This is a genomic window from Pseudomonas sp. EB271-G4-1 (assembly GCF_058791355.1).
The window spans coordinates 1-23965 of sequence record NZ_JBYTEO010000089.1 but is presented as its reverse complement, the minus strand read 5'-3'; the positions used below and the strand labels follow the sequence as shown (position 1 = coordinate 23965).

General features: G+C 62.5%; 21 protein-coding genes and 1 pseudogene. 12 read left to right on the top strand and 10 right to left on the bottom strand.

The features are described from left to right. Positions 1 to 363 precede the first annotated feature (363 nt). Positions 364 to 509, top strand: a pseudogene (locus tag AC3WWR_RS28360) (DUF6124 family protein); the annotation flags it as partial. Between the two features lie 190 nt (positions 510 to 699). On the opposite strand, the gene AC3WWR_RS28355 reads toward AC3WWR_RS28360, so the two are convergent. Continuing rightward, positions 700 to 1485: an enoyl-CoA hydratase gene (locus AC3WWR_RS28355; RefSeq protein WP_020801271.1), complete on the bottom strand. Its 786-nt coding sequence runs from the start codon at positions 1483 to 1485 to the stop codon at positions 700 to 702. Positions 1486 to 1627: 142 nt separating this feature from the next. Between AC3WWR_RS28355 and AC3WWR_RS28350 the strand changes: the two genes are divergently transcribed. The 10 genes from AC3WWR_RS28350 to AC3WWR_RS28305 all read left to right on the top strand — a co-directional run bounded on the left by AC3WWR_RS28350 (position 1628) and on the right by AC3WWR_RS28305 (position 13423). Next, the gene (locus AC3WWR_RS28350; RefSeq protein ID WP_151142833.1) at positions 1628 to 2413 is read left to right on the top strand and encodes an SDR family oxidoreductase; all 786 of its coding nucleotides are present in this window, start codon (positions 1628 to 1630) and stop codon (positions 2411 to 2413) included. 56 nt (positions 2414 to 2469) lie between these two features. Then, positions 2470 to 3438, top strand: a complete 969-nt coding sequence (locus AC3WWR_RS28345; protein ID WP_033043869.1) for a bifunctional MaoC family dehydratase N-terminal/OB-fold nucleic acid binding domain-containing protein — start codon at positions 2470 to 2472, stop codon at positions 3436 to 3438. Between the two features lie 8 nt (positions 3439 to 3446). After that, positions 3447 to 4580, top strand: coding sequence for an acyl-CoA dehydrogenase family protein (locus tag AC3WWR_RS28340; RefSeq protein WP_432668366.1), 1134 nt, complete (start codon positions 3447 to 3449; stop codon positions 4578 to 4580). Then, a complete protein-coding gene (locus AC3WWR_RS28335) occupies positions 4552 to 4971 on the top strand; it encodes a MaoC family dehydratase (protein WP_033043866.1) in 420 nt (139 codons plus the stop codon). Before AC3WWR_RS28340 ends, AC3WWR_RS28335 begins: the two co-directional genes overlap by 29 nt. A 17-nt stretch (positions 4972 to 4988) precedes the next feature. After that, positions 4989 to 6167 carry a lipid-transfer protein gene (locus AC3WWR_RS28330; RefSeq protein ID WP_020801276.1) on the top strand — a complete coding sequence of 393 codons (1179 nt, stop codon included), beginning with the start codon at positions 4989 to 4991 and terminating at the stop codon, positions 6165 to 6167. Positions 6168 to 6177: 10 nt separating this feature from the next. Then, positions 6178 to 7347, top strand: a complete 1170-nt coding sequence (locus AC3WWR_RS28325; RefSeq protein ID WP_020801277.1) for an acyl-CoA dehydrogenase family protein — start codon at positions 6178 to 6180, stop codon at positions 7345 to 7347. A 65-nt stretch (positions 7348 to 7412) separates the two neighbouring features. Then, positions 7413 to 8618: an acyl-CoA dehydrogenase family protein gene (locus AC3WWR_RS28320; RefSeq protein ID WP_020801278.1), complete on the top strand. Its 1206-nt coding sequence runs from the start codon at positions 7413 to 7415 to the stop codon at positions 8616 to 8618. Beyond that, entirely contained in the window at positions 8615 to 9757 is a 1143-nt protein-coding gene (locus AC3WWR_RS28315; RefSeq protein ID WP_492599249.1) for an acyl-CoA dehydrogenase family protein, read from the top strand. The genes AC3WWR_RS28320 and AC3WWR_RS28315 overlap by 4 nt, the downstream gene beginning before the upstream one ends. Positions 9758 to 10265: 508 nt before the next feature. Further along, a complete protein-coding gene (locus tag AC3WWR_RS28310) occupies positions 10266 to 11948 on the top strand; it encodes a class I adenylate-forming enzyme family protein (RefSeq protein ID WP_492599248.1) in 1683 nt (560 codons plus the stop codon). Between the two features lie 92 nt (positions 11949 to 12040). Further along, positions 12041 to 13423, top strand: a complete 1383-nt coding sequence (locus AC3WWR_RS28305) for a DUF1329 domain-containing protein (protein WP_248678453.1) — start codon at positions 12041 to 12043, stop codon at positions 13421 to 13423. A gap of 220 nt (positions 13424 to 13643) precedes the next feature. Here the strand turns inward: AC3WWR_RS28305 and AC3WWR_RS28300 are convergent, their stop codons facing one another. The 9 genes from AC3WWR_RS28300 to cysD form a co-directional block, all read right to left on the bottom strand. Continuing rightward, positions 13644 to 14099, bottom strand: coding sequence for a nuclear transport factor 2 family protein (locus AC3WWR_RS28300; RefSeq protein ID WP_020801155.1), 456 nt, complete (start codon positions 14097 to 14099; stop codon positions 13644 to 13646). 82 nt (positions 14100 to 14181) lie between these two features. Then, the gene (locus AC3WWR_RS28295; protein WP_020801154.1) at positions 14182 to 14973 is read right to left on the bottom strand and encodes an SDR family oxidoreductase; all 792 of its coding nucleotides are present in this window, start codon (positions 14971 to 14973) and stop codon (positions 14182 to 14184) included. 40 nt (positions 14974 to 15013) lie between these two features. Beyond that, on the bottom strand, positions 15014 to 15481 hold the full coding sequence (locus AC3WWR_RS28290) for an SRPBCC domain-containing protein (protein ID WP_020801153.1): 468 nt from the start codon (positions 15479 to 15481) through the stop codon (positions 15014 to 15016). A gap of 20 nt (positions 15482 to 15501) precedes the next feature. After that, entirely contained in the window at positions 15502 to 15957 is a 456-nt protein-coding gene (locus tag AC3WWR_RS28285; protein WP_083349420.1) for a nuclear transport factor 2 family protein, read from the bottom strand. Positions 15958 to 15979: 22 nt separating this feature from the next. Further along, a complete protein-coding gene (locus AC3WWR_RS28280) occupies positions 15980 to 16696 on the bottom strand; it encodes an EthD domain-containing protein (RefSeq protein ID WP_151142818.1) in 717 nt (238 codons plus the stop codon). 18 nt (positions 16697 to 16714) lie between these two features. Beyond that, the gene (locus AC3WWR_RS28275) at positions 16715 to 17902 is read right to left on the bottom strand and encodes a sulfotransferase family protein (protein WP_020801150.1); all 1188 of its coding nucleotides are present in this window, start codon (positions 17900 to 17902) and stop codon (positions 16715 to 16717) included. Beyond that, complete coding sequence (locus AC3WWR_RS28270) at positions 17899 to 19011, bottom strand: DUF1214 domain-containing protein (protein WP_020801149.1); 1113 nt, start codon at positions 19009 to 19011, stop codon at positions 17899 to 17901. Before AC3WWR_RS28270 ends, AC3WWR_RS28275 begins: the two co-directional genes overlap by 4 nt. Before the next feature lie 73 nt (positions 19012 to 19084). After that, positions 19085 to 20998 carry a sulfate adenylyltransferase subunit CysN gene (cysN, locus tag AC3WWR_RS28265; protein WP_020801148.1) on the bottom strand — a complete coding sequence of 638 codons (1914 nt, stop codon included), beginning with the start codon at positions 20996 to 20998 and terminating at the stop codon, positions 19085 to 19087. Continuing rightward, positions 20998 to 21984, bottom strand: a complete 987-nt coding sequence (gene cysD, locus AC3WWR_RS28260) for a sulfate adenylyltransferase subunit CysD (RefSeq protein WP_225441952.1) — start codon at positions 21982 to 21984, stop codon at positions 20998 to 21000. Before cysD ends, cysN begins: the two co-directional genes overlap by 1 nt. Positions 21985 to 23027: 1043 nt before the next feature. On the opposite strand from cysD, the gene cysQ reads away from it, so the two are divergent. Next, the gene (cysQ, locus tag AC3WWR_RS28255) at positions 23028 to 23792 is read left to right on the top strand and encodes a 3'(2'),5'-bisphosphate nucleotidase CysQ (RefSeq protein WP_020801146.1); all 765 of its coding nucleotides are present in this window, start codon (positions 23028 to 23030) and stop codon (positions 23790 to 23792) included. The last annotated feature ends 173 nt before the right edge of the window (positions 23793 to 23965 follow it).

The window sequence follows — 23965 nt, the reverse complement described above, 5'->3', positions numbered from 1 at the left end:
TGACGGCCAAAAATCCAGTCGAGCAGCGTTGCCATGGCGTGTACGTTCCTTGTAACGAAAGGGGAGCAGGCAGCGAAGTGGTCAGCTTCAGAGGGCTGGCGCACGCACGGGCAAATGGATTTTTATGAGCATCCGCGCGCGAGCCTCGCAAGCCTTCACGAAGTCGGGTCGAGGTGGAAATAGGATGTTTCTGATGGATGCGTAGGACGCTTCTGAACGTCCTAGCCTTCGTAGGAAGGCCATTCCCGAAAGCCACAACACCTTGCGTCGTTGCCTACAGTTACTCCAGAGTCCGCCGGCTTGTGCACCCTGGGGCCGCTCGGTAACTTGATTCGCGTCACTGCCCATCAGTGATCGGGTTTAGTCGCTTCAGCCAATGTCATGGCCCTGGATCTGGCGGATCGCGCGCAGGGGTCGAGTCGCAATGCCCTGGTGGGGATGGCGCAAGCCACATGCTAGGGGAGTTGGCGGTGTACCTGGCGCTGGATCGGATTGACCCGCGGGAGTAGAAGATCAAAAGATCGCAGCCTGCGGCAGCTCCTACAGGGGTACGCAGAACCTGTAGAATCCAATGTGGGAGCGAGCCTGCTCGCGAAGGCGGCGGGTCAGTTGAACGATGTTGAATTCGCTGGACCCTTCGTCGGAACGCCGCCCGGGGCCGGCTCGCTCCCACAGGTTTTGTGTCCGATAAATGAGCACCTAGTACCCCTCAAACCGCGCCGGCCGCTTGTCGATAAACGCCTGCATGCCTTCCTTCTGATCCCGTGACGCAAACAACAGCGCATTAGCCTTGCGCTCCAAAGCCAAACCAGCCTCCAGCGGCGCATCCATGCCAGCCAGGATCACCTCCTTGATCTGCTCGGCGGCCAGTGCCGGCATCGCCGCGATGACGCGCGCCAGCTCTAGGGCGTGGGCCTGTACCTGGTCATCGTCCACCAGGTCGCTGACCAGCCCGGCCACCCAGGCTTCCTCGGCGCTGATGGGTTGGCCGGTGAGCGCCATGCGCATCGCCTTGACCTTGCCCACGGCCCGGACCAGACGTTGGGTACCGCCGATACCGGGCATGATGCCGATGCGGATTTCCGGTTGGCAGAAGCGTGCGCTGCGCCCGGCGACGATCAGGTCGGCGTGCATCGCCAGTTCGCAACCACCGCCGTAGGCGTAGCCGCAGACGGCTGCGATCACAGGTTTAGGGCAGTGCTGGATCGGCCCCCAGACCCGTTCGGTGTGGCGCTTGTAGATGTCGATGGCGCCGACCCCGGCCATGCTGTTGATGTCGCCGCCGGCAGCGAACACCTTGTCACCGCCGGTCAGGACGATGCAGCGCACTTCGGGATCAATCGCCAACTCAGTGAAATGACGCGACAGCAGTGCCTGTAATTCCAGGCTCAAGGCGTTGGTCGCCTGGGGGCGGTTGAGCCGCAGCAGGGCGACGCCGGGCAGGGGGTGTTCGAGCAGAACCGGTGCAGCAGGTGAGTCGGACATGGGCATCTTCGAGGACCAGGCAAGGTGTGAATTGGCGCCAGTGTCCTGTTCATGGCGTTAAATTTTCATCGTCCGTTCAGACGTAGTTTGCCCTGCGGTTCGTCCCTAGAGTGATCCTTGTCAGTAGAAAAAGGAGCACATGATGGAGCTGCATTCGGGTCTTGATTACAGCGGCAAGGTGGTGCTGGTCACCGGTGGCACCAAGGGCATCGGCGCCGGTATCGCGCTGGGATTTCTGGCCGCGAACGCACGGGTGATCGTCTGTGCCCGGCGCGAACCCGAGCAGGTGCCGACATTGGCCGGCAAGCGCGCGACCTTCATTGCCGCCGATGTGCGCGACCACGATTCCCTGCAACGCCTGTTCGCCACCATCGAGCGCGACTTCGGCCGCCTCGACGTGGTGGTCAACAACGCCGGTGGCAGCCCAGCCACCGACGCGGCCACGGCATCGCCGCGGTTTCATGAAAGCATCATCGGCCTGAACCTGATCGCGCCGCTCAACGTCGCCCAGCACGCCAACCGGCTGATGCAGGCCCAGGCGCAGGGCGGTTGCATCGTCTTTATCGGCAGCATCAGTGCACTGCGCTCCTCGCCAGGCACCGCCGCTTACGGCGCGGCCAAGGCCGGGGTGCTGGCGCTGGTGCAATCGCTGGCGGTGGAGTGGGGGCCCAAGGTGCGGGTGGTCACGGTCAGCCCGGGCCTGGTGCTGACCGAACAGGCGCATCTGCACTATGGCTCCGAGGCCGGTATCGCCGCTGTGGCTGCCGGCATTCCGGCGGGCCGCATGGCCGTGGCCGAAGACATCGCCAACGCCTGCCTCTACATCGCATCGCCGCTGGCCGGTTACGCCAGCGGTTGCAACCTGTTGCTGCATGGCGGTGGTGAACGCCCGGCATTTCTCGGTGCCGCGCAGGTGCTGCCCACCTGATCGACCTATTGCGGCGACCGGGTTCGGTGGCCGCCTTCAATGTGAAGGAGACGACTTTGGCTGATCCACAATTGCTATCCAATGTGCGCGCCCTGGTGGGGCGCCAGTACGGCCGCGTGTATGCCTGGGACGAGGTCAACGCCCCGATGATTCGCCAGTGGTGCGAAGTCATGGGCGTGGACAACCCGTTGTACACCGACGCGGGTTTCGCCTTGGGCACCGCACATGAGGGCCTGATCGCCCCGCCTGCGATGTTGCAGGTGTGGACCATGGAAGGCCTGCACGCCAACAACTACCCACCTGGCTCCACCGACGAGAACCCTTACGAGGTGCTCAAGGAAATGGAAGCCTACGGCTACGCCTCCACCGTGGCGGTGAACTCCGAACTGAGCTTCACCCGCCCGGTGCGCCTGGGGGAAAAACTCTACTACACCACGCGCCTGGATTCGGTCGGCGATGAGAAAACCACCGCCTTGGGCACTGGTTTCTTCGTCACCCTGGTGATGAGCCATTTCGTCGAAAAAGCCGGTGGCGATGAGCCGGTCGGCGAGTTGCTGTTTCGCGTCTTCAAGTTCCGAGCGGCCAATGCCCAGGCGCCGGCAAAGGTTGAGTCAGCACCGGCCAAGGCCAAGCGCCCGCTGCCGGGCATCAGCGATGACACGCGGTTCTTCTGGGAGGGCTGCGAGCAGGGCCAGTTGCTGATCCAGCGCTGCACGGCGTGCAAGACCTTGCGTCATCCACCGGCACCGGTGTGCATCCAGTGCCACAGCTTCGACTGGGACACTGTGCAGGCCAGCGGCCGCGCCACCTTGTATTCGTTCGTGGTGATGCACTACCCCGAAGTGCCGCCGTTCGATTACCCCAACCCGATCGGCCTGATCGAGCTGGCCGAAGGCGTGCGCCTGATCGCCGGCCTGGTCGGTGTCGAGCGGGACCAGTTGCAGATCGGCCAGCCGTTGCAGGTCGAGTTCCAGACCTTCGATGACCAGCTGACCCTGCCGATGTTTCGGCCGGTAGAGGCATAGGAGCCCCCATGGATTTCGAATTGAGCGAAGACCAGCGCGCCATTGCGCAGATGGCCGACGGCCTGTTTGTCGACCACTGCCATGACGACTATATGCGCCAGTGGGATACCAGCGGCGAGCCGATGATGGCGCCGCTGTGGGCGCTGTGCATCGAGACCGGGTTGCATGCCCTGGCCATTCCCGAAGAGCACGGTGGCAGCAGCCTGGGCATGACCGAACTGATGCTGGTGCTGCAAGCCCAGGGCAAGGCCCTGGCCCAGGTGCCGCTGTGGCGTCATCAATTGGCCGCCGCGACCCTGGCCCGTTTTGATGCTGGCGACAGTGCCGGCTGGGTAGCGAGGGCAGCAACCGGCGAGGCGCTGTTGAGCCTGTCCATGGAGGGCCTGAGCAGCGCGCTGGGTATCGAGTTGCAAGCCTGTCCGTGCGCCGACGGCTGGTCGGTCAACGGCCGGGTCGCGGCCCTGGCATTGGGCGAGCAATCCCAGGCCGCGCTGGTGTTGGTAGACGTCGACGCGCAGCCACGTTTGCTGCTGCTCGATCTGTCGGCGCCCGAGATAAAGCGGGTGCCGGCAGTGATGACCCACGGCGAAGCGGCGGCCGACCTGCACATCCAGGGCTTGACCGTGAACGCGGCGGCGCTGTTGCCGGCCGAGGCGGTCGCCTGGCTGGAGCTGCGCAGCGTGGCGGCATTGGCGGCCCTGCAACTGGGGGTCAGCGAAGAGCAGATCCGCCGCACCGTGGCCTATGTCAGCGAGCGTCGGCAGTTCGAGCGGGTCATCGGTAGCTTCCAGGCGGTGCAGATGAGCATGGCCGACAACCATATCGCCGTCGAAGCCTTGCGCACGGCGCTGTGGCAATTGGCCTACCGCATCGATGCCGGCTTGCCGGCGCCTTCCGAAGCCCTGGCCACCGCCTGGCTGGCCTGCGAAGCGGGGCACCGCATCGGCCATGTCGCACAGCACGTGCATGGCGGCATCGGCGTCGACCTGACGTACCCGATCCACCGTTTTCTCTACTGGAGTCGCGGCCTGTCCCTTGCCCTCGGTGGCTCGGCAGCCAACCTGGAACGCCTGGGCGACTGGCTCAACGATAACGACAAGCTGGGATGGAAATATGACCTCGAAGAACACCAAGCGCTTTGAAGACGTGCGCCCCGGCGAAGTACTGCCGGAGCTCGCGGTGCCGATTACCGTGACCCTGATCAACGGCGGGGCGATTGCCACCCGTGATTACTTTCCCGGTCACCACGACGCTGAGGCGGCCCGTGCCCTGGGTTCGCCCCATGTGTTCATGAACATCCTCACCACCAACGGGTTGGTGCAGCGCTTCATCGAACAATGGGCCGGGCCGCTGGCGCAATTCACCGCGCTGAAAATCAAGCTTGGCGCGCCGAATTATCCCGGTGATTGCATGACCTTCAGCGGCAGCGTCAGCGCGCTCGATGCCGACACCCGCGCGGTGGAAATCACCTTGAGCGGCAAAAATTCCATGGGCAACCACGTGACCGGCACGGTCGCGCTGGTCCTGCCCTGACAGCCGGAGAGACACAGATGACTGATTCATCGATTTCCGGGCGCGCCGCGATCGTTGGCCTCGGCGCGACCGAATTTTCCAAGAACTCCGGACGCACCGAATTGCGCCTGGCCCTGGAGGCCACCTTGAGTGCGCTTAAGGATGCCGGCATCGACCCAAGCGAAGTAGAGGGCTTCAGCTCCTACTCGGTGGACAAGGTCCCGGAGTACGAAATCGCCCGTCTGCTGGGGTGCAAGGACGTCAAGTTCTTCTCCCAGGTGCCCCACGGCGGCGGCGCCGCCTGCGGGCCGGTGATGCACGCGGCGATGGCGGTGGCCACCGGCGTGGCGAAAGTGGTGGTGGTGTATCGGGCCATGAACGAGCGTTCCTGGTATCGCTTCGGCACCGGTGCCTACGGCTTCGCTTCGACGCCGACCTTCGACAACGTCAACTACGGCTGGTACATGCCCCACGGCTTCCATACGCCAGCCGCCTGGGTCGGGATGTTCGCCCAGCGCTACATGCACACCTATGGCGCCACCTCCGAAGATTTTGGCCGTGTCGCGGTGGCGGCGCGGGATTTCGCTGCGACCAACCCCCAGGCGTTTTTCCATGGCAAGCCGATCACCCTGGAAGAACACCAGGCCTCGCGCTGGATCTGCGAACCGCTGCACCTGCTCGACTGCTGCCAGGAATCCGATGGCGCCGTAGCGATGATCATCACCTCGGCCGAGCGTGCCCGCGACCTGCGGCAGAAGCCGGTGACCATCAAGGCCGGCTCCCAAGGCATCAGCCATGGCCAGCAGAGCATGACCTCGTTCTACCGCGACGACATCACCGGGCTGCCGGAAATGGGCGTGGTCGCCCGCGAACTGTATCGCCAGTCGGGCCTGGGCCCGGACGCGTTCCAGACCGCGGTGATCTACGACCACTTCACCCCGTTCGTTTTGCCGCAGCTGGAAGAGTTCGGCTTCGTCAAACGCGGCGAAGCCAAGGAATTCATCCGCGCCGGGCACCACGCCCGTGGCGGCAAACTGCCGATCAACACCCACGGCGGGCAATTGGGCGAGGCCTATATCCACGGCATGAACGGCATCGCCGAAGCGGTACGCCAGGTGCGTGGCACGGCGGTCAACCAGGTGGCGGATGTGCAGAACGTGCTGGTCACCGCCGGCACCGGCGTACCCACCAGCGGCCTGATACTCGGCACAGCCTAAGGAGCAGCAGATGTTCGTCGACCTCACTCCCGAACAACATGCCCTGCGCCACAAGGTGCGGGACTATTTCCAGGCCCTGATGACCCCGGACATGCGCGCGCAGTTGCGCGGCAAGGAAGGCGGCGAGCTGTTTCGCCAGACCATCCGCCAGATGGGCCGCGACGGCTGGCTCGCGGTTGGCTGGCCCAAGGCCCATGGCGGCCAGGGCTATGCCGCCACCGAACAGTTGATCTTCTTCGAAGAAGCCAACATCGCCGGGGCGCCACTGCCGTTCGTGACCATCAGCACCGTCGGCCCGGCCTTGATGGCCCATGGCAGCGAGCTGCAGAAAGAGCGCTTTCTGCCAGGGATCGCCGCGGGCGAAATCATGTTCGCCATCGGTTATTCCGAACCCGACGCCGGCAGCGACCTGGCCGTGCTGAAAACCAGTGCCCGTCAGGACGATGAAGGTTTCCTGGTCAATGGCAACAAGCTGTGGACCTCAGGTGCCGAATCGGCTGATTTCGTCTGGCTGGCGGCCCGTACCGATCCGACCCAGGCGCGGCACAAAGGCATCTCGCTGCTGATCGTCGATACCACGACACCGGGCTTCTCCCACACGCTGATCCATACCGTTGGCACTCCGACGGCGGCCACCTACTACGACAACGTACGGGTGCCCAACGAGATGCTGGTCGGTGAGTTGCACGGTGGCTGGAAACTCATTACCTCGCAGTTGAACCACGAGCGCCTCGGCCTGGGTACCTGGTCGGACAAAGTCGTGGCGCTGTTTCGCCGGGTTTACCTGTGGGCGCGGGCCCGCGATGAACAGGGCCGTCGGGCGATGGACAAAGCCTGGGTGCGCAGCTCGCTGGCCGAGTGTTACGCGCGCCTGGAGGCGATGCGCCTGATCAACATGCGCATAGCCGCCGATCTCGAGCTCGACCGCATGAGCGTCGCGCTGAGTTCGACCACCAAGGTGTTTGGCTCGGAGTCGGCCATCGAGATCCTGCGCAAGCTGGCGGCGATCGTCGGTGCCAATGGTTCGATGCGCAGCGGTTCGGCGGCGACGCTGTTGGAGGGTGACCTGGAGTATGAATTGCGCTCTGCAACGACCCTGACTTTCGGCGGTGGCACCAATGAAATCCAGCGCGAACTGATCGCCCAGTTTGGCCTCGGCATGCCGCGCACCCTGCGCTGACGCTCGTCCATCAACAACAAAAACCGTACTCGCCCCGGACCCGGGGCGGGTCCAAGGGGACTTTCATGAGCACGATCGAACAATTTCGGCAGGACACCCGTGCCTGGCTGGAGGCCAACTGCCCGCCGTCCATGCGCACGGGCATGGCGGAAGGCGATGTGGTGTGGGGCAGCCAGAACCCGCAGTTTCCCTGCGAAGACGCACGCCTGTGGTTCGAGCGCATGCGCGACAAACGCTGGTTCTGCCCCGAGTGGCCCGAGGAATATGGCGGCGCCGGCCTGAGCGACGAACAACTGGCGGTGCTGGAAAGCGAGATGCGCCGTATCAAGTGCCGGCCGCCGCAGATCAACCTCGGCATCTGGATGCTCGGGCCGGTATTGCTGGCCTATGGCAGTGAGCAACAGAAACGCGACCTGCTGCCGCCGATTGCCCGTGGCGAAGTGCGCTGGTGCCAGGGCTTCTCCGAGCCTAACGCCGGCTCTGACCTCGCCAGCCTGAAAATGGCCGCCCGCGATGCCGGTGACCACTTCGTGGTGGACGGCAGCAAGATCTGGACCTCCTACGGCGACAAATCCGACTGGATGTATGCCCTGGTGCGCACCGACTTCAACGTGCCGAAACACGAAGGCATCAGCCTGATCGTGCTGGACATGCGCAGCCCCGGGGTCAAGCCGCAACCGATCGATTTGATCAGCGGCAAGTCGGCGTTCTGCCAGGTGTTCTTCGACAGCGTCAAGGTGCCCAAGAGCCAGTTGATCGGACCGCTCAATGGCGGCTGGAACCTGGCCAAGTACCTGTTGCAGCACGAACGCAAGGCGATGTCGAAATTCGGCGAGTTCAGCTTGCCGTCGCACGTCGACCTGCTGGCGCTGATGCGCCAATACGTGCCGGCACCACAGACCCAGGGCGAGCATGCCTTGCAGGCGCGGGCGACGGCCTGCGCGATGAATGAACATGCCTACAACCTGACGGTGCAGCGCATGGGTGAGGAAGCACGGGCCGGCGATGACATCGGCGGCCTGATGTCGATCATGAAGCTTACGCACACTGAACAGGAGCGCGACAAGTTCGAAGTGCTACTCGATGCCATGGCCGGGCACGCCTTCGGCTGGAATAGTCCGGCGTTCAGCGAGCAGCAACTGGCGGTCACCCGTTCCTGGTTGAACAGTTATGCGCTGACCATTTCCGGCGGGTCCTCGGAGGTCCAACTCAACGTCATCGCCAAGCGCGTGCTGGGCTTGCCCGACGCTAAAAAAGGAGTCACCCCATGAGCCTGCGTTACAACGATGACCAGCGTTTGCTGGCCGACAGCGCCCGGGACTTTCTCGCTGCCCGCAGTCCGGTGAGTGCCCAGCGTCGGTTGCGGGATGAGGCGGTGGCCCTGGGTTTCGAGCCGCAGCTGTGGCGTGACGCGGTAGCGTTGGGCTGGAGCGCAATTGCGTTTCCCGAAGAGTTCGGTGGCCTGGATTTCGGTTGCAAGGGCCTTGGGCCGATTTTCGAATCCATGGGCCGCAACCTGTCTGCCACGCCGCTGTTGTCCAGCGTGGTGCTGGGCGGCTCGCTGGTGCAACTGGCGGGTAATGCGGCGCAGAAGGCGCAGTGGTTGCCAGCGCTGATCGGTGGCGATCAGCGCCTGGCCTTGGCCGTGGACGAACACTCGCGCCACGATCCGAGTCGCATTGCCCTTGAGGCCAAGGCCGAAGGGCAGGGCTATCGCTTGCACGGCGACAAGTTCTGGGTGGTCGATGGCCTGGGTGCCGATGCCTACGCGGTGGCGGCACGCACGTCCGGGCAGCCGGGTGAGACGCAAGGCATCAGCCTGTTCCTCGTGCCGGCCGATACGCCGGGCTTGATGGTCAGCGCCTTGCCGCAAATCGATTCGCGCAACCACGCACGCCTGCAACTGGATCGGGTGCAATTGGGCAGTGACGCGCTGCTGGGCAACCTGGGCGAGGGCTGGGCCGTGCTGGAAACAGCACTGGACCGGGGCCGCGCCTGCCTCGCGGCGGAACTGTTGGGGATGGCCGAGCAGCTGTTCGAAACCACCTTGGAGTACCTCAAGACCCGTGTGCAGTTCGACACGCAGATTGGCACCTTCCAGGTCCTGCAACATCGCGCCGCGAAGATGTACATCGACCTGGCGCTGAGCCGCAGCGCCCTGATGGCCGCGCTGGCGACCCTGGATGACACCGGCCTCGAACCTCGGGCCCGCGCTCGACTGGTCAGCCTGGCGAAATGGAAAGCCGGCGACACGGCGATCAAGGTCGCCAACGAAGCGGTACAGATGCACGGCGGCATCGGCGTCACCGACGAGCTGGATGTCGGCCTGTACCTCAAGCGCGTGCGCGTTGCGCAGAGCTGCCTGGGTGACCGGGATTTCCATTGCGAACGCTATTCGACCAACGCGTAAACCCCTGTGGGAGCGAGCCTGCTCGCGAAGGCGCAGTGCCAGTCAATGAGGATGTTGAACGTGCCGGCCCCTTCGCGAGCAAGCCCGCTCCCACAAGGATCGCGGGTGTACACGACACCTGCACACCACACAACACCCCTGTGGGAGCGAGCCTGCTCGCGAAGGCGGAGTACCAGGCAATGAGGATGTTGAACGTGCCGGCCCCTTCGCGGGCAAGCCCGCTCCCACAAGGATCGCGGGTGTACCCCACACCTGTACACGACACAACACCCCTGTGGGAGCGAGCCTGCTCGCGAAGGCGGAGTGTCAGGCCATGAAGATGTTGAATGTGCCGGCCCCTTCGCGGACAAGCCCGCTCCCACAAGGATCGCGGGTGTACACGACACCTGCACACCACACAAAACCCTGTGGGAGCGGGCTTGCCCGCGATATCGGAGTGTCAGGCGATGAAGATGTTGAATGCCGAGCCGCGCCCACAGGTCCTTCGCCCGTTCTGGAGAAAACAAAAATGAGCATTGAACGCTGGCAAACCGCGTGGCGCCAACTGATCGCCCCCGGCTCGCCCTTTGAAGTGGTGACGCCCGATGACGGCGCTCCACGCTACTTCCGTCACGCCCCCCACGACCTGCTGCAAGTCATCGACGCCGGTCGAGTCCACGGCGATCGCGAATTTCTGATGTGGCAATCGCAACGCCTGACCTTCAACCAATACTTCGACCAGGTCGACCGCCTGGCCGGGCAGATGGTTGCCAATTTTGGTGTGCAGCCGGGCGATCGGATAGCGATTGCCATGCGCAACCAGCCGGCATGGCTGGTGGCCTTCGCGGCGATCCAGCGCTGCGGCGCGGTGTGTGTGCCGCTCAACAGTTGGGGCTTGCGCGACGAGTTGCAATACGCGTTGCAGGACAGCGGTTCGCGCCTGCTGCTGTGCGACGAAGCGCGCCTCAATACCCTGCGTGAAGACCTGGCCCGCGAGCAGCGCGCCACGATCGTCGTCGGGGCTGAGGATCCTGCCTTGCCCGAGTACTGCCTGCGTTTCGAGGACTTGATCAGCGCCCCCGCACAACCTGTACCAACGCTGGAAATAGATCCTGGCGCACCAGCGCTGATCCTCTACACCTCCGGCACCACCAGCCGCGCCAAGGGCGTCGTGTCCAGTCACCGGGCAATCTGCCAGGCGCTGTTTGCCCTGGATTTCCAGGGCGCGTTTTGCGCCATGAGTTCGCCCGAGCGTATCGGTGTGGTGATCAACAGCGGTTATCCACCCACCACGCTGGCGGCCGTTCCGCTATTCCATGTCAGCGGCTTGCATGCGCAGTTTTTGTCGGCATTGCGCGGCGGTCGACGCTTGATGCTGATGTACAAGTGGGATGTCGAACGCGCGATAGACCTGATTCGCGACGAGCGCTGCACCCAGTTCAACGGTGCCCCGGTGATGATGCAGCAATTGCTCGCCTCGCCGCGCTTTGGCAGTGAGCAGACCGCCAGCCTGTTCGGTCTGGGCCTGGGCGGCGGCGCATCGTCCGCCAACGTGCTCGACGACATGCTCAAGATCAAGCCCGACGTCATCGGCGGAGCCGGCTACGGCCTGACCGAAAGCAACGGCATCGGCGCGGCGATTGGTGGTGATCCGTTTGTCTACAAGCCGGCGACAGCAGGTTGGGCATTGCCGATTGTCGACATCCGCATCGGTGAAAGCCCCGAGCAGCCGCAGCCGACGGGCACTCGCGGGGTGATCTGGTTGCGTTCGCCAACCTTGATGAGCGCCTACTGGAACCTGCCCGAGGCCACTGCGCAAAGCCTGCGCGACGGTTGGCTCGATACCGGCGACATCGGTTACCTCGACGATGAGGGTTTCCTCAGCATTACCGGCCGGGTCAAGGAGTTGATCAACCGCGGTGGCGAAAAGATCTCCGCCGCTGAAGTTGAAACCTGCGTCCTCGATATGCCCGGTGTCCTGGAAGCGGCTGCATTCGCCATCGCCGACCCGCTGCTGGGTGAGACGGTGGGGCTGGCCGTGCATGGCCAGGCATCGACGCTGCCCCAAGCGGCGCAGATCTGCGCATTCATTGCCGAGCGCCTGGCCGCCTACAAAGTGCCGACACAGGTCTATCGGGTACTCGAACCCTTGCCCCGCAATGCCACCGGCAAGGTGCTCAAGGCACAGCTGCAAGAAAAACTGGACGCATAACGCTGCCTTAGTCTTTCCGGACGATGTTGGGGCCGGCAGAACACGAACAATGGGTACACACCACAAAGCCTTATCAGCGAAGGAGGCATTACATGAAAATAACAAGAACAGGTCTCATGCTCGCGGTCGCAGTCACAGCCAATAGCGGGCTGATGGGTTCTGCGCTCGCCGAGGTGTCACCTCAGGAAGCCGCCAAACTGGGCAAGGAACTGACCTGTGTTGGCGCCGAGCAAGCCGGCAACGCCGAGGGCACCATTCCGCCGTACACCGGCAAGTACCTGGGTGAAGTGCCAGGCTGGAATCATGTGAAGTTCTCCGGCGACCAACCGGTAGACCCCTATGCTGCGGAGAAGCCGATCCTGGTGATCACTGCGCAGAACATGAGCCAGTACGAGTCGCACCTGACGGAAGGGCAGAAGACCCTGCTGAAGAAATACCCGACCACCTACAAGATGAATATTTATCCAGGCCACCGGGATTTCCGCTACCCCGATTACGTCTGCCGCCGCGCGATGGACAACGCGTTGCACGCCAAGCTGGTCAACAACGGCGACGGCTTCACCGGGATTGGCCAGGTGCCGTTCCCGATCCCTAAAAGCGGCGTGGAAGTGTTGTGGAACCACCAACTGCCAGCCCGTGCCTACACGGAAGAAAAGACCTCCGACCTGGCGTCGGTCCTGCCCAACGGCAACATTGGCTGGGGGCGTGCCTACGCGCGTAACCTGTCGTTGGCCAACTCACCCACCGTCGATTCCCGCACGGAAGACAAGCTCTCGGCCCTAAGCAACAACATGACCCTGAAACCGGCCCGGGACAACGGTAACCTCAGTATTGCCCATGAACCCTACAACTATGGCACCGATGCGCGTCAGGCCTGGTCCTACAGCCCATCGACCCGACGTGTACGGCAATTGCCGGGTTATGGTTACGATCAGCCGATGATCGGCACCAACGGCACCATGACCGTCGACGAGGACCGCTTGTTCAACGGCTCACCGGAGCGCTTCTCCTGGAAGCTGATCGGCAAGCGCGAGATCTACAGCCCGGCCAACGCATTCAAGCCTAATACCGGGACGGTCAAGTACGCCGACATCCTCACACCGAATCATCCCAACCCGGACTTCATGCGTTACGAGTTGCGCCGTGTATGGGTGGTGGAAGCCAACTTGAAGGAAGGCTTCCGTCATGTCTACGGCAAGCGTGTGCTGTTCATCGATGAAGATACCTGGAACGCCGTCATGGCCGACAACTACGATGCCCGTGGGCAGCTGTGGAAGCACGCCATGATCAACTACTACTACCACCCTGACATGAGCGGCTGGCAGGCCGGTTCGCAGTTCTTCATGGACCTGAACTCCGGCCAGTACACCGGCTACGGCATGACCAACGAATCGAAGAAAGGCCCGATCCTCAACGAAGGCAAGTTCACCCCGGACCAGTACACCGCGGACGCGGCGCGAGCCATCGGGCGCTGAGCCCTGGGTCGTTGCAATGACAAAAGCCCTATCGCATTGCGGTAGGGCTTTTTTTTGCCCGCTGACTGATCGTTCCCACGCTCTGCGTGGGAATGCATCCAGGGACGCTCCGCGTTCCGCTGTCGACGCCTGACTTGAGCCCTGCGCAACGGTGACGCGGAGCGTCACTGGATGCATTCCCACGCAGAGCGTGGGAACGATCATCAGGGGGAGAGGAGTATTAGTTGATCGGCTGAGAGGTGATCGACCATTGGGGATCCAGCGGGCCGATCATCTCCAGCAGCCGTTTATAACCGGTACGCAAGATGCGCCACTCGCCTTCCAGCTTGACGTAGCAATCCTCGTAGATCGCGCTGCCGTTGAGCAGGGTCTGCTCATCGAGGTTGATGAACACGTCGTTGAGGTACCACAGGCCCGTGGCTTCATCACCGTTGACCGCAATCTCCGGGGTGTGGCCGTTGTGCATGCCGAAACGGCGGTTGGTAAAGCTGGTGCGGTAGAACTCGATAGCCTCTTCTATCCCGTTGAGTTCGAACTGGTAAGTCGGGCTGTCGAATCGGACCTTCACGTCGGGTGAAAGGATGCTGCGCAGCAGCTCAAGGTTGCAGGTATCGACTCCACGAAAGTAGCGGGCCTTGAGCTGTTTGATCTGCTCGATGGCAACGAGATCCAGCATGTCGGTAATCTCCAGGGGGAGGGCCACACGGGCTTCGCATGGCCGTCGCAAAAGAGGCGACGTTCACGTCGCCTTGAAGGGTTCAGCAGGGCAGGAAGTGGCCGCCGTTGACGTCCAGTTGCGCGCCGGTAATGGCCTTGGCGTAGTCGCTCGCCAGGTACAGCGCAGCCATGGCGCAATCACTGTCTTCAGGAATCTTGCGCAGCGGAATCTGTTGGGCGATCTGCTCGACCAGCGACTCCATCGGCACCCCCAGGCGCTTGGCTTCGCTCTGGAAGTAGCCAATCACCGGCGCGCCCCACATCCAGCCCATGAAGGTAGAGTTGACGCGGATGCCGAACGGGCCAAGATCCTGGGCCAGGTACTGCACGGCGGTTTTCAACGCGCCTTTGGAGACGGCATAGCCCGATTCCAGCTGGTTGGGGGTGCGGGTGGCCATGGTGTTTATCATGACGATGCTGCCGCACTTCTGTTTCTTCATCTGTGGGAGCACGGCCTGGGTCATGTGCAGGGTGCCGAACAGGTTGACGTCCATTGCGCTGCGCCAGTCGTCCATGGCCGATGCGGAGGAGGTGCCCCAGGCGCCATGGGCGTAGGCAGAGTTGATCAATACGTCGATCCGGCCGAAGTGCTCGGTCGTCAGGTCGGCGAGCGTCTGGCACTGTTCGGGCTGGGTGATGTCGGTGGGGACTTTCAGGATCGGGGTGCTGTAGCCAGCGTCGCGCACCGCTTGTTCGGCCTGATCGAGCTTGGCCGGCGTACGCGCGGCCAACACCACGGCCTTGGCCTGGTACTCCGCGGCACGCACGGCCAGCTTGATGCCCAGGCCAGGACCGATACCGGAAATGATGACGACTTTGTCTTTGAGCAACATGGCAATTACCTTCTTATTGTTTTGGTCGGGAATAAGGCGATCAGGCGCGACTGGCGTGCAGTTCTTCAGCGCGGCGTTTCAGGTCCAGGGCCATCTGGTCGAAGCCGATTTTTACCCAGGCGCCGTGTTCACGCATGATGGTGTCCTGGTTCAGGCCCAGGAAAATGTCAGTGGTGAAATAGCTGCAGCGGTTGGCATCGATGGCCTTGATGTACTGGTCGCGGCGGGCGGCGTCCATGTTCTCGGGAACGGGGCGCTGCTCCCACGACAACAGCTGCTCGGGGTCGCAGGCCACGAGGTATTCGAAGACCGGGACGGTCTCGCCGGTATCGGGAGTCAGTACCTGCATATGTACTTCGTCGCCGATCTGCAGGCCACAGCGGATGCTCGGACAGAAGCTGTTCCACAGGTGGTAATTGTCCAGGTCAACGAGCACTTCCCAGACCACTCGGGCGGGGGCGTCAATTTCCACTGTGTGGGAGGTCACTATGTTTTCGGCTCTTGCCATGACGGTCTCCTGTCGTGTGTTCAGTTGATGGGGCGGGAAGTGATCTGCAGGTGTTCGCTCAAGGGCTGGATCGTCTCGAGCAGGGTTTCGTAACCCGTCTGGGCGATCATCCAGCGCTCGCCGCGCTTGATGTAGCGATCCTGGTAGATCGCGCTGCCATGCATGTGGGTGTTGTCCTCGAGGTTGATGAACACGTAGCTCAGGTACCAGAGCGCTGTGGCCTGATCGCCGCTGACTTCGATTTCCGGGGTGTGACCGTTGTGGGTAGCCAGGCGGGTCTTGGTGAACGAGGTGCGGTAGAAGTCCAGTGCATCGCCCAGGCCGTTGACGTGGAACTCGTAGGCCGGGCTCTTGAACGACAGGGTGATGTCTTCGGTGAGCATGTCCTGCAGCATCGAGAGGTTGCACGTGTCGATGGCGCGGAAATAGCGCGCCTTGAGCTGTTTGATCAGCTCGATTGCTTCTAGATCCAACATGGAAAGCCTCCTTGTGGGCAACTCACTCGCTGAGTTGGTATTCACTGGTTTGGATGCAGTCAATTTTCTCGAAGTCGATGAACTGGCTGGTCGATTCGTACATGGCCTGCTGGCGCTTTGCGCAGGTGTCCGGATCGCCAAGGGCTGCGAAGAACCCCTGCTGATTGCCAATGGCTTCGGGCGGGAAGTTTTCTTCGACAATGGCGTGCAGCACCGGCGCGCCGAAGGACAGCGAGCGCACCACGGTGTTCTGTCGGTAGCCGAAAATCGATTGCAGGGGATAGGCCTTGGGCCCGTGTCCGTTGCGCCAGGTGTCGTGCCATTGCTCGTAGCTCAACCGGTGGGGCTTGTGTAGCAGGGCTACCTGATTCATGCCGGGTGTGCGCTCGCCAAGTGGCACCCGGTACTGAGCGGCGCGAGCCTGGCGTTCTTCGGGGTAGGGCTCGGATTCCACCACCAGATAAGCCTCCTGGCGGCGGGTCTGCGGCGCCACGATTGCCTGGATGGCGGGCCATTGCGAGGCGCTGTCCAGCCACAACGAAAGCAGCCCGTCCAGCGGCACGGCGCTGTTGGTGATGCGCTGTGCGTGGGCAGCGGCCACCGCCTCATCGACCACCATGACACGGATATTTTTGGCGCCGGCACGAGCCAGTTCGTCGTGTAGGCCAAGCAAATCCGCACGCCATTGCCCGGCGCTCGGTTGTGTCGGCTTCCACAAGGTCAACATGATTTTTTCCATGGTTACTCCAGCCCTTGTTCAGTGATTGACGCTCAGGTGGCGGGCGCGATATTCGCGGTAGTCCTCGGTCATTTGCGCCTCGTTAAGACCGAAGCGCTCCAGGCTGTAGTCATGGCTGGCGCGTTTTTCCCGGCTGTTTTGCGACAGCCAGGCCTGCGCGTCGGCGCGGGCTTTATCGGTAAACGCCAGGTCGGCAAAGGCGTAGACCTTCTCCAGCACTTGCAATGGCTGGGTCACGGTGTCGGCGAAGTTGATGTCGAGAAAGCGCTCGGCAGCGTGTTGATCGCGTACCTGCATGGTGTGCCGGATGCCGCGCGCCATGCGAGTGTTCCACTGCTCGCCGGCGGCTTTCGGGTCCGGGGTGTCGCTGTACATCTGCCACAGGGTGTGGGCCATGCTGGCCATCGACGGGATGGTCTGGGCCGGTTCGCGGTGGGTCAGAATCACCTGGGCCTTGGGGAAGACATCCAGCAGCAAATGCAAGGTGTGCAGGTGCTGGGGCGCTTTGAGCAGCCAACGCTGGCCCATCGGTTCACCCCGTTGTTGTTTCTGCCACTGCAGGAACTGCAGCATTTTTTTCAGTTGGGTGTAGACCGGGCGCTGGTCCTGGCGGTCCAGCCAGTGGGTGTAGCTGGGCACATTGACGTAGGCGTCCATGGCGCACATGAACGAGTGTTCCATGAGCATGAACTCTTCGTCGCAGAGCATGGCGTCCAGAGGGTGGATCGCCAGGATCTGCGGAATGACTTCGGCCATCAGGTCGACCTCGGCCTTGGCCTGGGCAATGCGCTTGGCCGGCACTGCCAGGGTTTCGTCGGCCAGCGGTGCCGGAAAACGCGTCTCCCACCAGGCGGCCGAGTAGAAGCGCGGGTCGACCGCCAGGGTGCGCTGAAGCATGGTGGTGCCAGTGCGCGGCAGACCCACGATGACCAGCGGATCGTCGATCGCTATCTCGATAATTTCCGGGTAACGGCGCAGGTAGTCCTCCATCACCAGGCGGTTGACCAGTTGCCCCACCAGCCGTTCTTCCAGCAAATACAGGCCGGACGGTGACAGCCGGGCTTCGGCGGCCAGCGCAACCAGCAGCGCCTGCAACGACTCGCGATAGTTGTCATCGCCAAAATCGCTCAGGCCATTGGCGCGCGCGATGGCGCTGGCCAACAGGTTTTCCACGGTCAGGTCTTCAATGCGAGTGAGCGCGTTCATACGACCTCCGCCACGGCAGACACGTTGATTACGCGAGTGGTGGGGTGGCATTGCTCCTGGGCGCCGACCCAGCGCAGGCACAGGGTGCCTTGGCGTACGCCGGCGGTTTGCAGCCAGTTGCTTACCCCAGGGTCGAGCTCGCTGAGTACCAGGGTCACGCCGCCGTTTTCGTCGTAGCGGGCCTGGTGCTTGTTGAAGCAGATCTGGTGGTAGCGGTAGTCCAGCGATTCCATCCAGTAGTTGTTGATCTGCAAGTTCCAGAAGTCGCAGTCCGGCACCTTGTCGATGTGAATCACCAGCGCCTCTTTCTCGGCCAGCGCCCAGTGCGAGTGGTAATAGAAGATGTTCGGGTCACCGCCCACGGACTGGCAGAGCGCCTGGTTGGCGGGAGGCAGTTGATTGCTGTGCGGCAGGTAGCTTTGGCTCCAGTCGGCGAACAGCCTCGCGGTGTTTTCCACGAAGCTCGATACCCGCGCCAGGCCCTGTTGGAATGTCGCCGGATCAAGGGCCTGCGGCTTGCTCTCGGTGCCGATGCGCTCAATGCTCAGCTTGGCCGGCACTTCGCTGCGACGGTCAAGAAACGTCTGGCGCACGATCAGGGCATTGGTGGCGTCTTCCATCTTCAGCCAGTTGCCCGGTTGCGGCTCGGTGCTGAGGATGATCTCGAAATTGCCCTGGGCATCGACCTGCAGCTGGCTGGCGTCGATGAAGCCGGTCTGGATCAAGGTGCCGTCGGTTTCGTAACCGCCTTTCTGGGTGCCAAAGCTCAGGTAGGCGACGCTGCCGCGCTGGCCTTTGATGCGGTATTGCAGCGTGCCGTCCAGGCGCGAGTACTCGTAGAGGTTATCCGGGTTGTCGGCACCAATCTTCGCGGTCTCGTGGGAAGTCTTGAAAAAGCTGGGAAAGGCCGGGTCGGCAAACTCGATGTGCATCTCCAGGCCGATGCGCAGCAGGCGTGTGAGGTAGCGGAAACCTTCGGCGCGGGTGGCCGCATCGGCCGGTGCTTCGGGGCGCAGGATCTGCTCGCCGCAGCGCTTGAGGTGATCGCAGAACGTGGCCCAGGTCTGGCCACTCAACAACTGTTGTTCGTCAATAGAGCTGATTGTCATTGTTAGACTCTCTTGATTAGGCGAGCACCGCCGCAGGGTGCTCGCTGGATGCCCGGCGAACCGGGCGCCGGGGCTAGAGTTCCTTGCCGATGAAGCCGCGCTCGATCAGCACCTCGATGATCCGATCCACTGCACCCTCGGGCGTCAGCTTGCTGGTCTGGATATGAATATCCGGCTTGCTCGGCACCTCATAAGGCGAGTCGATGCCCGTGAAGTTTTTCAGCTCGCCGCGGCGGACTTTCTTGTACAGGCCCTTGGGGTCGCGCTCTTCGGCCACGGCCAGCGGCGTATCGACGAAGATCTCGATGAACTCGCCTTCCTGCAGCAGCCCACGCGCCATCTCGCGCTCGGAACGGAAGGGCGAGATGAAGGCGGTCAACACGATCAACCCGGCATCCACGAATAACTTGGACACCTCGGCTACCCGGCGGATGTTTTCCACGCGGTCGGCGTCAGTGAAGCCCAGGTCGCGGTTCAAGCCGTGACGCACGTTGTCGCCGTCGAGCAGGTAGGTATGGCGGCCGCGAGCGTACAGGCGGGTTTCCAGCAGGTTGGCAATGGCCGATTTGCCGGCCCCCGACAAACCGGTGAACCACAGCAGCACCGGCTGCTGGCCCATCTGTTCGGCGCGAGCCTTCTTGTTCACATCCACGTGTTGCATATGGATGTTCTGCGAGCGGCGCAGGGAGAACTCGATCAGGCCGGCGCCGACGGTGGCGTTGGTCAGGCGGTCGATGAGGATGAAGCTGCCGGTTTCCCGGTTGTTCTTATAGGCATCGAAAGCGATCGGCTGGCTGGTAAACAGGTTGCACACGCCGATCTCGTTCAACGCCAGTTCCTTGGCCGCCAAGTGCTCCATGGTATTGACGTTGATCTTGTACTTGGGCACCGCCAAGGTGACCGACAGCGTCTTGCCGCCGATCTTCATCAAGTACGGGCGGCCGGCGAGCATGGCCTGTTCGTGCATCCAGATCAGGCTGACCTGGAATTGGTCGGCGACGCTGGCCGGGTCTTCGGCGGTGGACAGTACATCGCCGCGACTGCAATCGACTTCATCGGTCAGGGTGAGGGTGATGGACTGCCCAGCCACGGCTTGTTGCAGGTCGCCATCGAGGGTAACGATGCGCGAGATCCGGCTCTCTTGCCCGGCTGGCAACACACGGACGCGGTCACCGGGATGGATCACGCCGCTGGCGATGGTCCCGGTGAAACCACGGAAATCCAGGTTGGGGCGATTGACCCATTGCACCGGCATGCGGAACGCCAGTTTCTGCTGGTGCGCCTCGTCGACCTCAACGGTTTCCAGATAGCCCATCAGCGTGGTGCCGCGGTACCACGGCATGTGCTCGCTCTGCTCGGTGATGTTTTCGCCGCGCAGTGCGGACATCGGGATCGCGGTGAAATCCTGCAGGTTGATCTGTTTGGCGAAGGCGCGATAGTCATCGACGATGGCGTTGAAGACTTTCTCCGAGTAGTCCATCAGGTCCATCTTGTTGACCGCCAATACCACCTTGCGAATGCCGAGCAGCGAGGCCAGGTAGCTGTGACGCCTGGATTGGGTCAGTACGCCGCGTCGGGCATCGATCATCACCACGGCCACGTCCGCGGTGGAAGCGCCAGTCACCATGTTGCGGGTGTACTGCTCATGGCCCGGGGTGTCGGCAACGATGAACTTGCGCCGGTCGGTGGAGAAAAAACGGTAGGCCACGTCGATGGTGATGCCTTGTTCGCGCTCGGCGGCCAGGCCATCCACCAACAGGGCGAAGTCCAGTTCGCCACCCTGGGTGCCGTCTTTTTTCGAGTCGGCCTCCAGCGCTTCCATCTGGTCTTCGAAGAGCATTTTCGAATCGTAGAGCAGGCGTCCGATCAGGGTGCTCTTGCCATCGTCGACGCTGCCGCAGGTGATGAACCGCAGCAGGCTCTTGTGCTCGTGGGCCTTGAGGTATTGGCCGATATCCTCGGCAATCAGGTCAGATACGTGTGCCATTAGAAATACCCCTCTTGTTTTTTCTTCTCCATCGATGCGGACGAGTCGTGGTCGATCATTCGCCCCTGACGCTCGGACGTGCGGGTCAGCAGCATTTCCTGAATGATCTTGGGCAGGGTGTCGGCCTCGGATTCGACGGCACCGGTGAGCGGGTAGCAACCCAGGGTGCGGAAGCGCACGTTGCGCATCATCGGCACTTCACCCGGGTTGAGCGGCATGCGTTCGTCATCGACCATGATCAGCATGCCGTCACGCTCGACCACCGGGCGCGGCGCGGCGAAGTACAGCGGTACGATCGGGATGTTTTCCAGGTAGATGTATTGCCAGATGTCCAGCTCGGTCCAGTTGGAAAGGGGGAAGACGCGAATCGACTCGCCTTTGTGCTTGCGCGTGTTGTACAGGTGCCAGAGTTCCGGGCGCTGCTTCTTCGGGTCCCAGCGATGCTGGTCGGAGCGGAAGGAAAAAATCCGTTCCTTGGCCCGGGATTTTTCCTCGTCGCGTCGCGCACCGCCGAAGGCCGCGTCGAAACCGTAGTGATCCAGCGCCTGTTTCAGGCCTTCGGTCTTCATGATGTCGGTGTGGATCTGCGACCCGTGCTTGAACGGGCTGATGCCCATTTCAATGCCTTCGGGGTTGGTGTGGGTCAGCAGGTCCACGTTCAGCTTGGCCACCATCTGATCGCGGAAGCGATACATCTCCTGGAACTTCCAGGTGGTGTCGACATGCAGCAAAGGGAAGGGCGGCTTGGCCGGGTAGAAGGCCTTCATGGCCAGGTGCAGCATGACCGCGCTGTCCTTGCCGATGGAGTAGAGCATGACCGGGTTGTCGGCTTCGGCGACAACCTCGCGCATTGCCTGGATGCTCTCGGCCTCCAGTCGTTGCAGGTGGGTAAGCGTCATAGATTTTCCTCTCGCTTTTTGTTGTTGTCGTTTATCAACGTACAACTGCTGCGATTCGGACTTATGCGCGACTTGATGTTTTAACATCAGGCGCAACATCTGCAGCATGGGGTCGCGGGGAAGAGGGGGGGCGATGGTCGCTGGCACATCGTCATGGCTGACGCGCGCGGCTTGCTGACTGATCTGGGTCGCCAGTTCGCGGGCACCGCTGAGCATTGCGCTGGCTTGCGGCAGATGGAACAGATGCAGGCGTTCAGCGCGTTCGCCAGCCCAGGTGATAAAGGTCGCGGCGCGTTGCCAGTGCATGCCCGAGAGCAGCGCGAAGACTTTGCGTTCGGCCGAGCGACACAGGCGGTCGAAGAACTCTTCCAGGTGGGGGGCGCGCAACCCGTCTTCGTAAGGCAGCCAGAGCACCTTGCCGCGATTGCTGACCGCGCGCAGCACCCCGTAACTGAGCTTGCCCTGGTCGTTGCGCGCACCGTAGTCATCGATCCAGTGGATCTCGCCGTTCTGCGTACGCGCCTGTTCGAGAATGTCCCGGTAGGTGCTGCGGTACCAGCGCTGCACCGCCAGCGAAGCATTGGCGACACGCTTGGCCGGGCGCTCGGCATTGAGCTGCCAGCGTTGCAGATAATGGGCGGCGGTGCGTTCTGGCAGGTCGATATCGTGCAGACGCTTGACCAATGCCTGCATCGCTTCCAGTTGCCAGAGCAGGAACGGCAGCTGGTGCCGTTCCGGCAGCGTGCTGACCAGCAATTGGTAGATGCTGCGTTCTTGCTCGGCGCTGAGGCTGCGGCCCTCACCTTGCTTGCGCCCACGTTCGCGCACAGGCACGGCGCTCCAGCCACCGGCTTGCCACGCCTTGTAGGCAGAGATGATGGTCGGCGATGAGAGCCCGGTGTCCTGGCTGATGGTCTTGAGCGTGCTGCCGCCGATGCGCAACTGCACGGCACGCAGGCGCAGCTGGTTGATCTGCGCAACGGATAACTGATTGCCGTGGGACACGGGAACTCCTGTTAAACATCCATTTGCTGAGTGGCGGGGCTGTAGATGTCTGTACTGTTCCCGGATCCGCAAAACGGCGCATAGGCCGAACGGACCATACGAAGAACAAAAACAGGAGAATTCCCATGAACGACTCAATGACTGTTCTGCTTGAAGACGTCATCGGTATTGTTCGCGCAGCGGGCGAGCTGGTGATGGAGGTGTATCGCTCGGATTTCGAGGTGCGCGGGAAAGTCGATACCTCGCCGGTGACCGAGGCTGACGAGCGCGCCGAGGCGCTGATTCTGCAGGCCTTGGCTGCACGCACGCCGCAGATCCCGGTGATTTCCGAAGAGGCCGCCGCTGCCGGCCATGTGCCCGAGGTGGGCCAGCGATTCTGGCTGGTGGACCCGCTGGACGGCACCAAGGAGTTCATCAATCGCAATGGCGAGTTCACCGTCAATATCGCCCTGATCGATAACGGTGAACCGGTGCTCGGGGTAGTCCTGGCGCCCGCGCTGGACCGACTGTTTGCCGGTGCCCGTGGTTACGGCGCCTTTATCGAACAGACGGGAGAGCGCCAGGCAATTCACTGCCGAACGGTGTCGCAGGAGGGGCTGGACGTGGTCGCCAGCCGCTCCCATGGCGATGCCGAGGCGCTGGATAAATTCCTCGACGGGCGTCAGGTGCGTTCACTGAAAAGTGCCGGTTCATCGCTGAAGATTTGCCTGGTGGCTGCTGGCGAAGCAGACCTTTATCCGCGCCTGGGGCGCACCATGGAGTGGGACATTGCCGCGGGGCATGCGGTGCTTGTCGCGGCCGGTGGGCAGATTCGCACCCTTGCCGGCGATGCGCTGCGTTATGGCAAGCCCGGCCTGGACAACCCGCATTTCTACGCTCAGGGTCTATAGACCTCAGACGCTTGCGTGCGCTGGTTGCATATTTGGATTGGGTGTATATCCGTTGCTGCGGTAACGGCGACTTATGGTTTCGCTCTTACAGCGAGTCTTGGAAAAACGGAACGCCGCCCGGCCCTAAGTAACCAAGGGCTCTTGCCCCTGGCGTTCGGCCCCTCGCTGGGGCT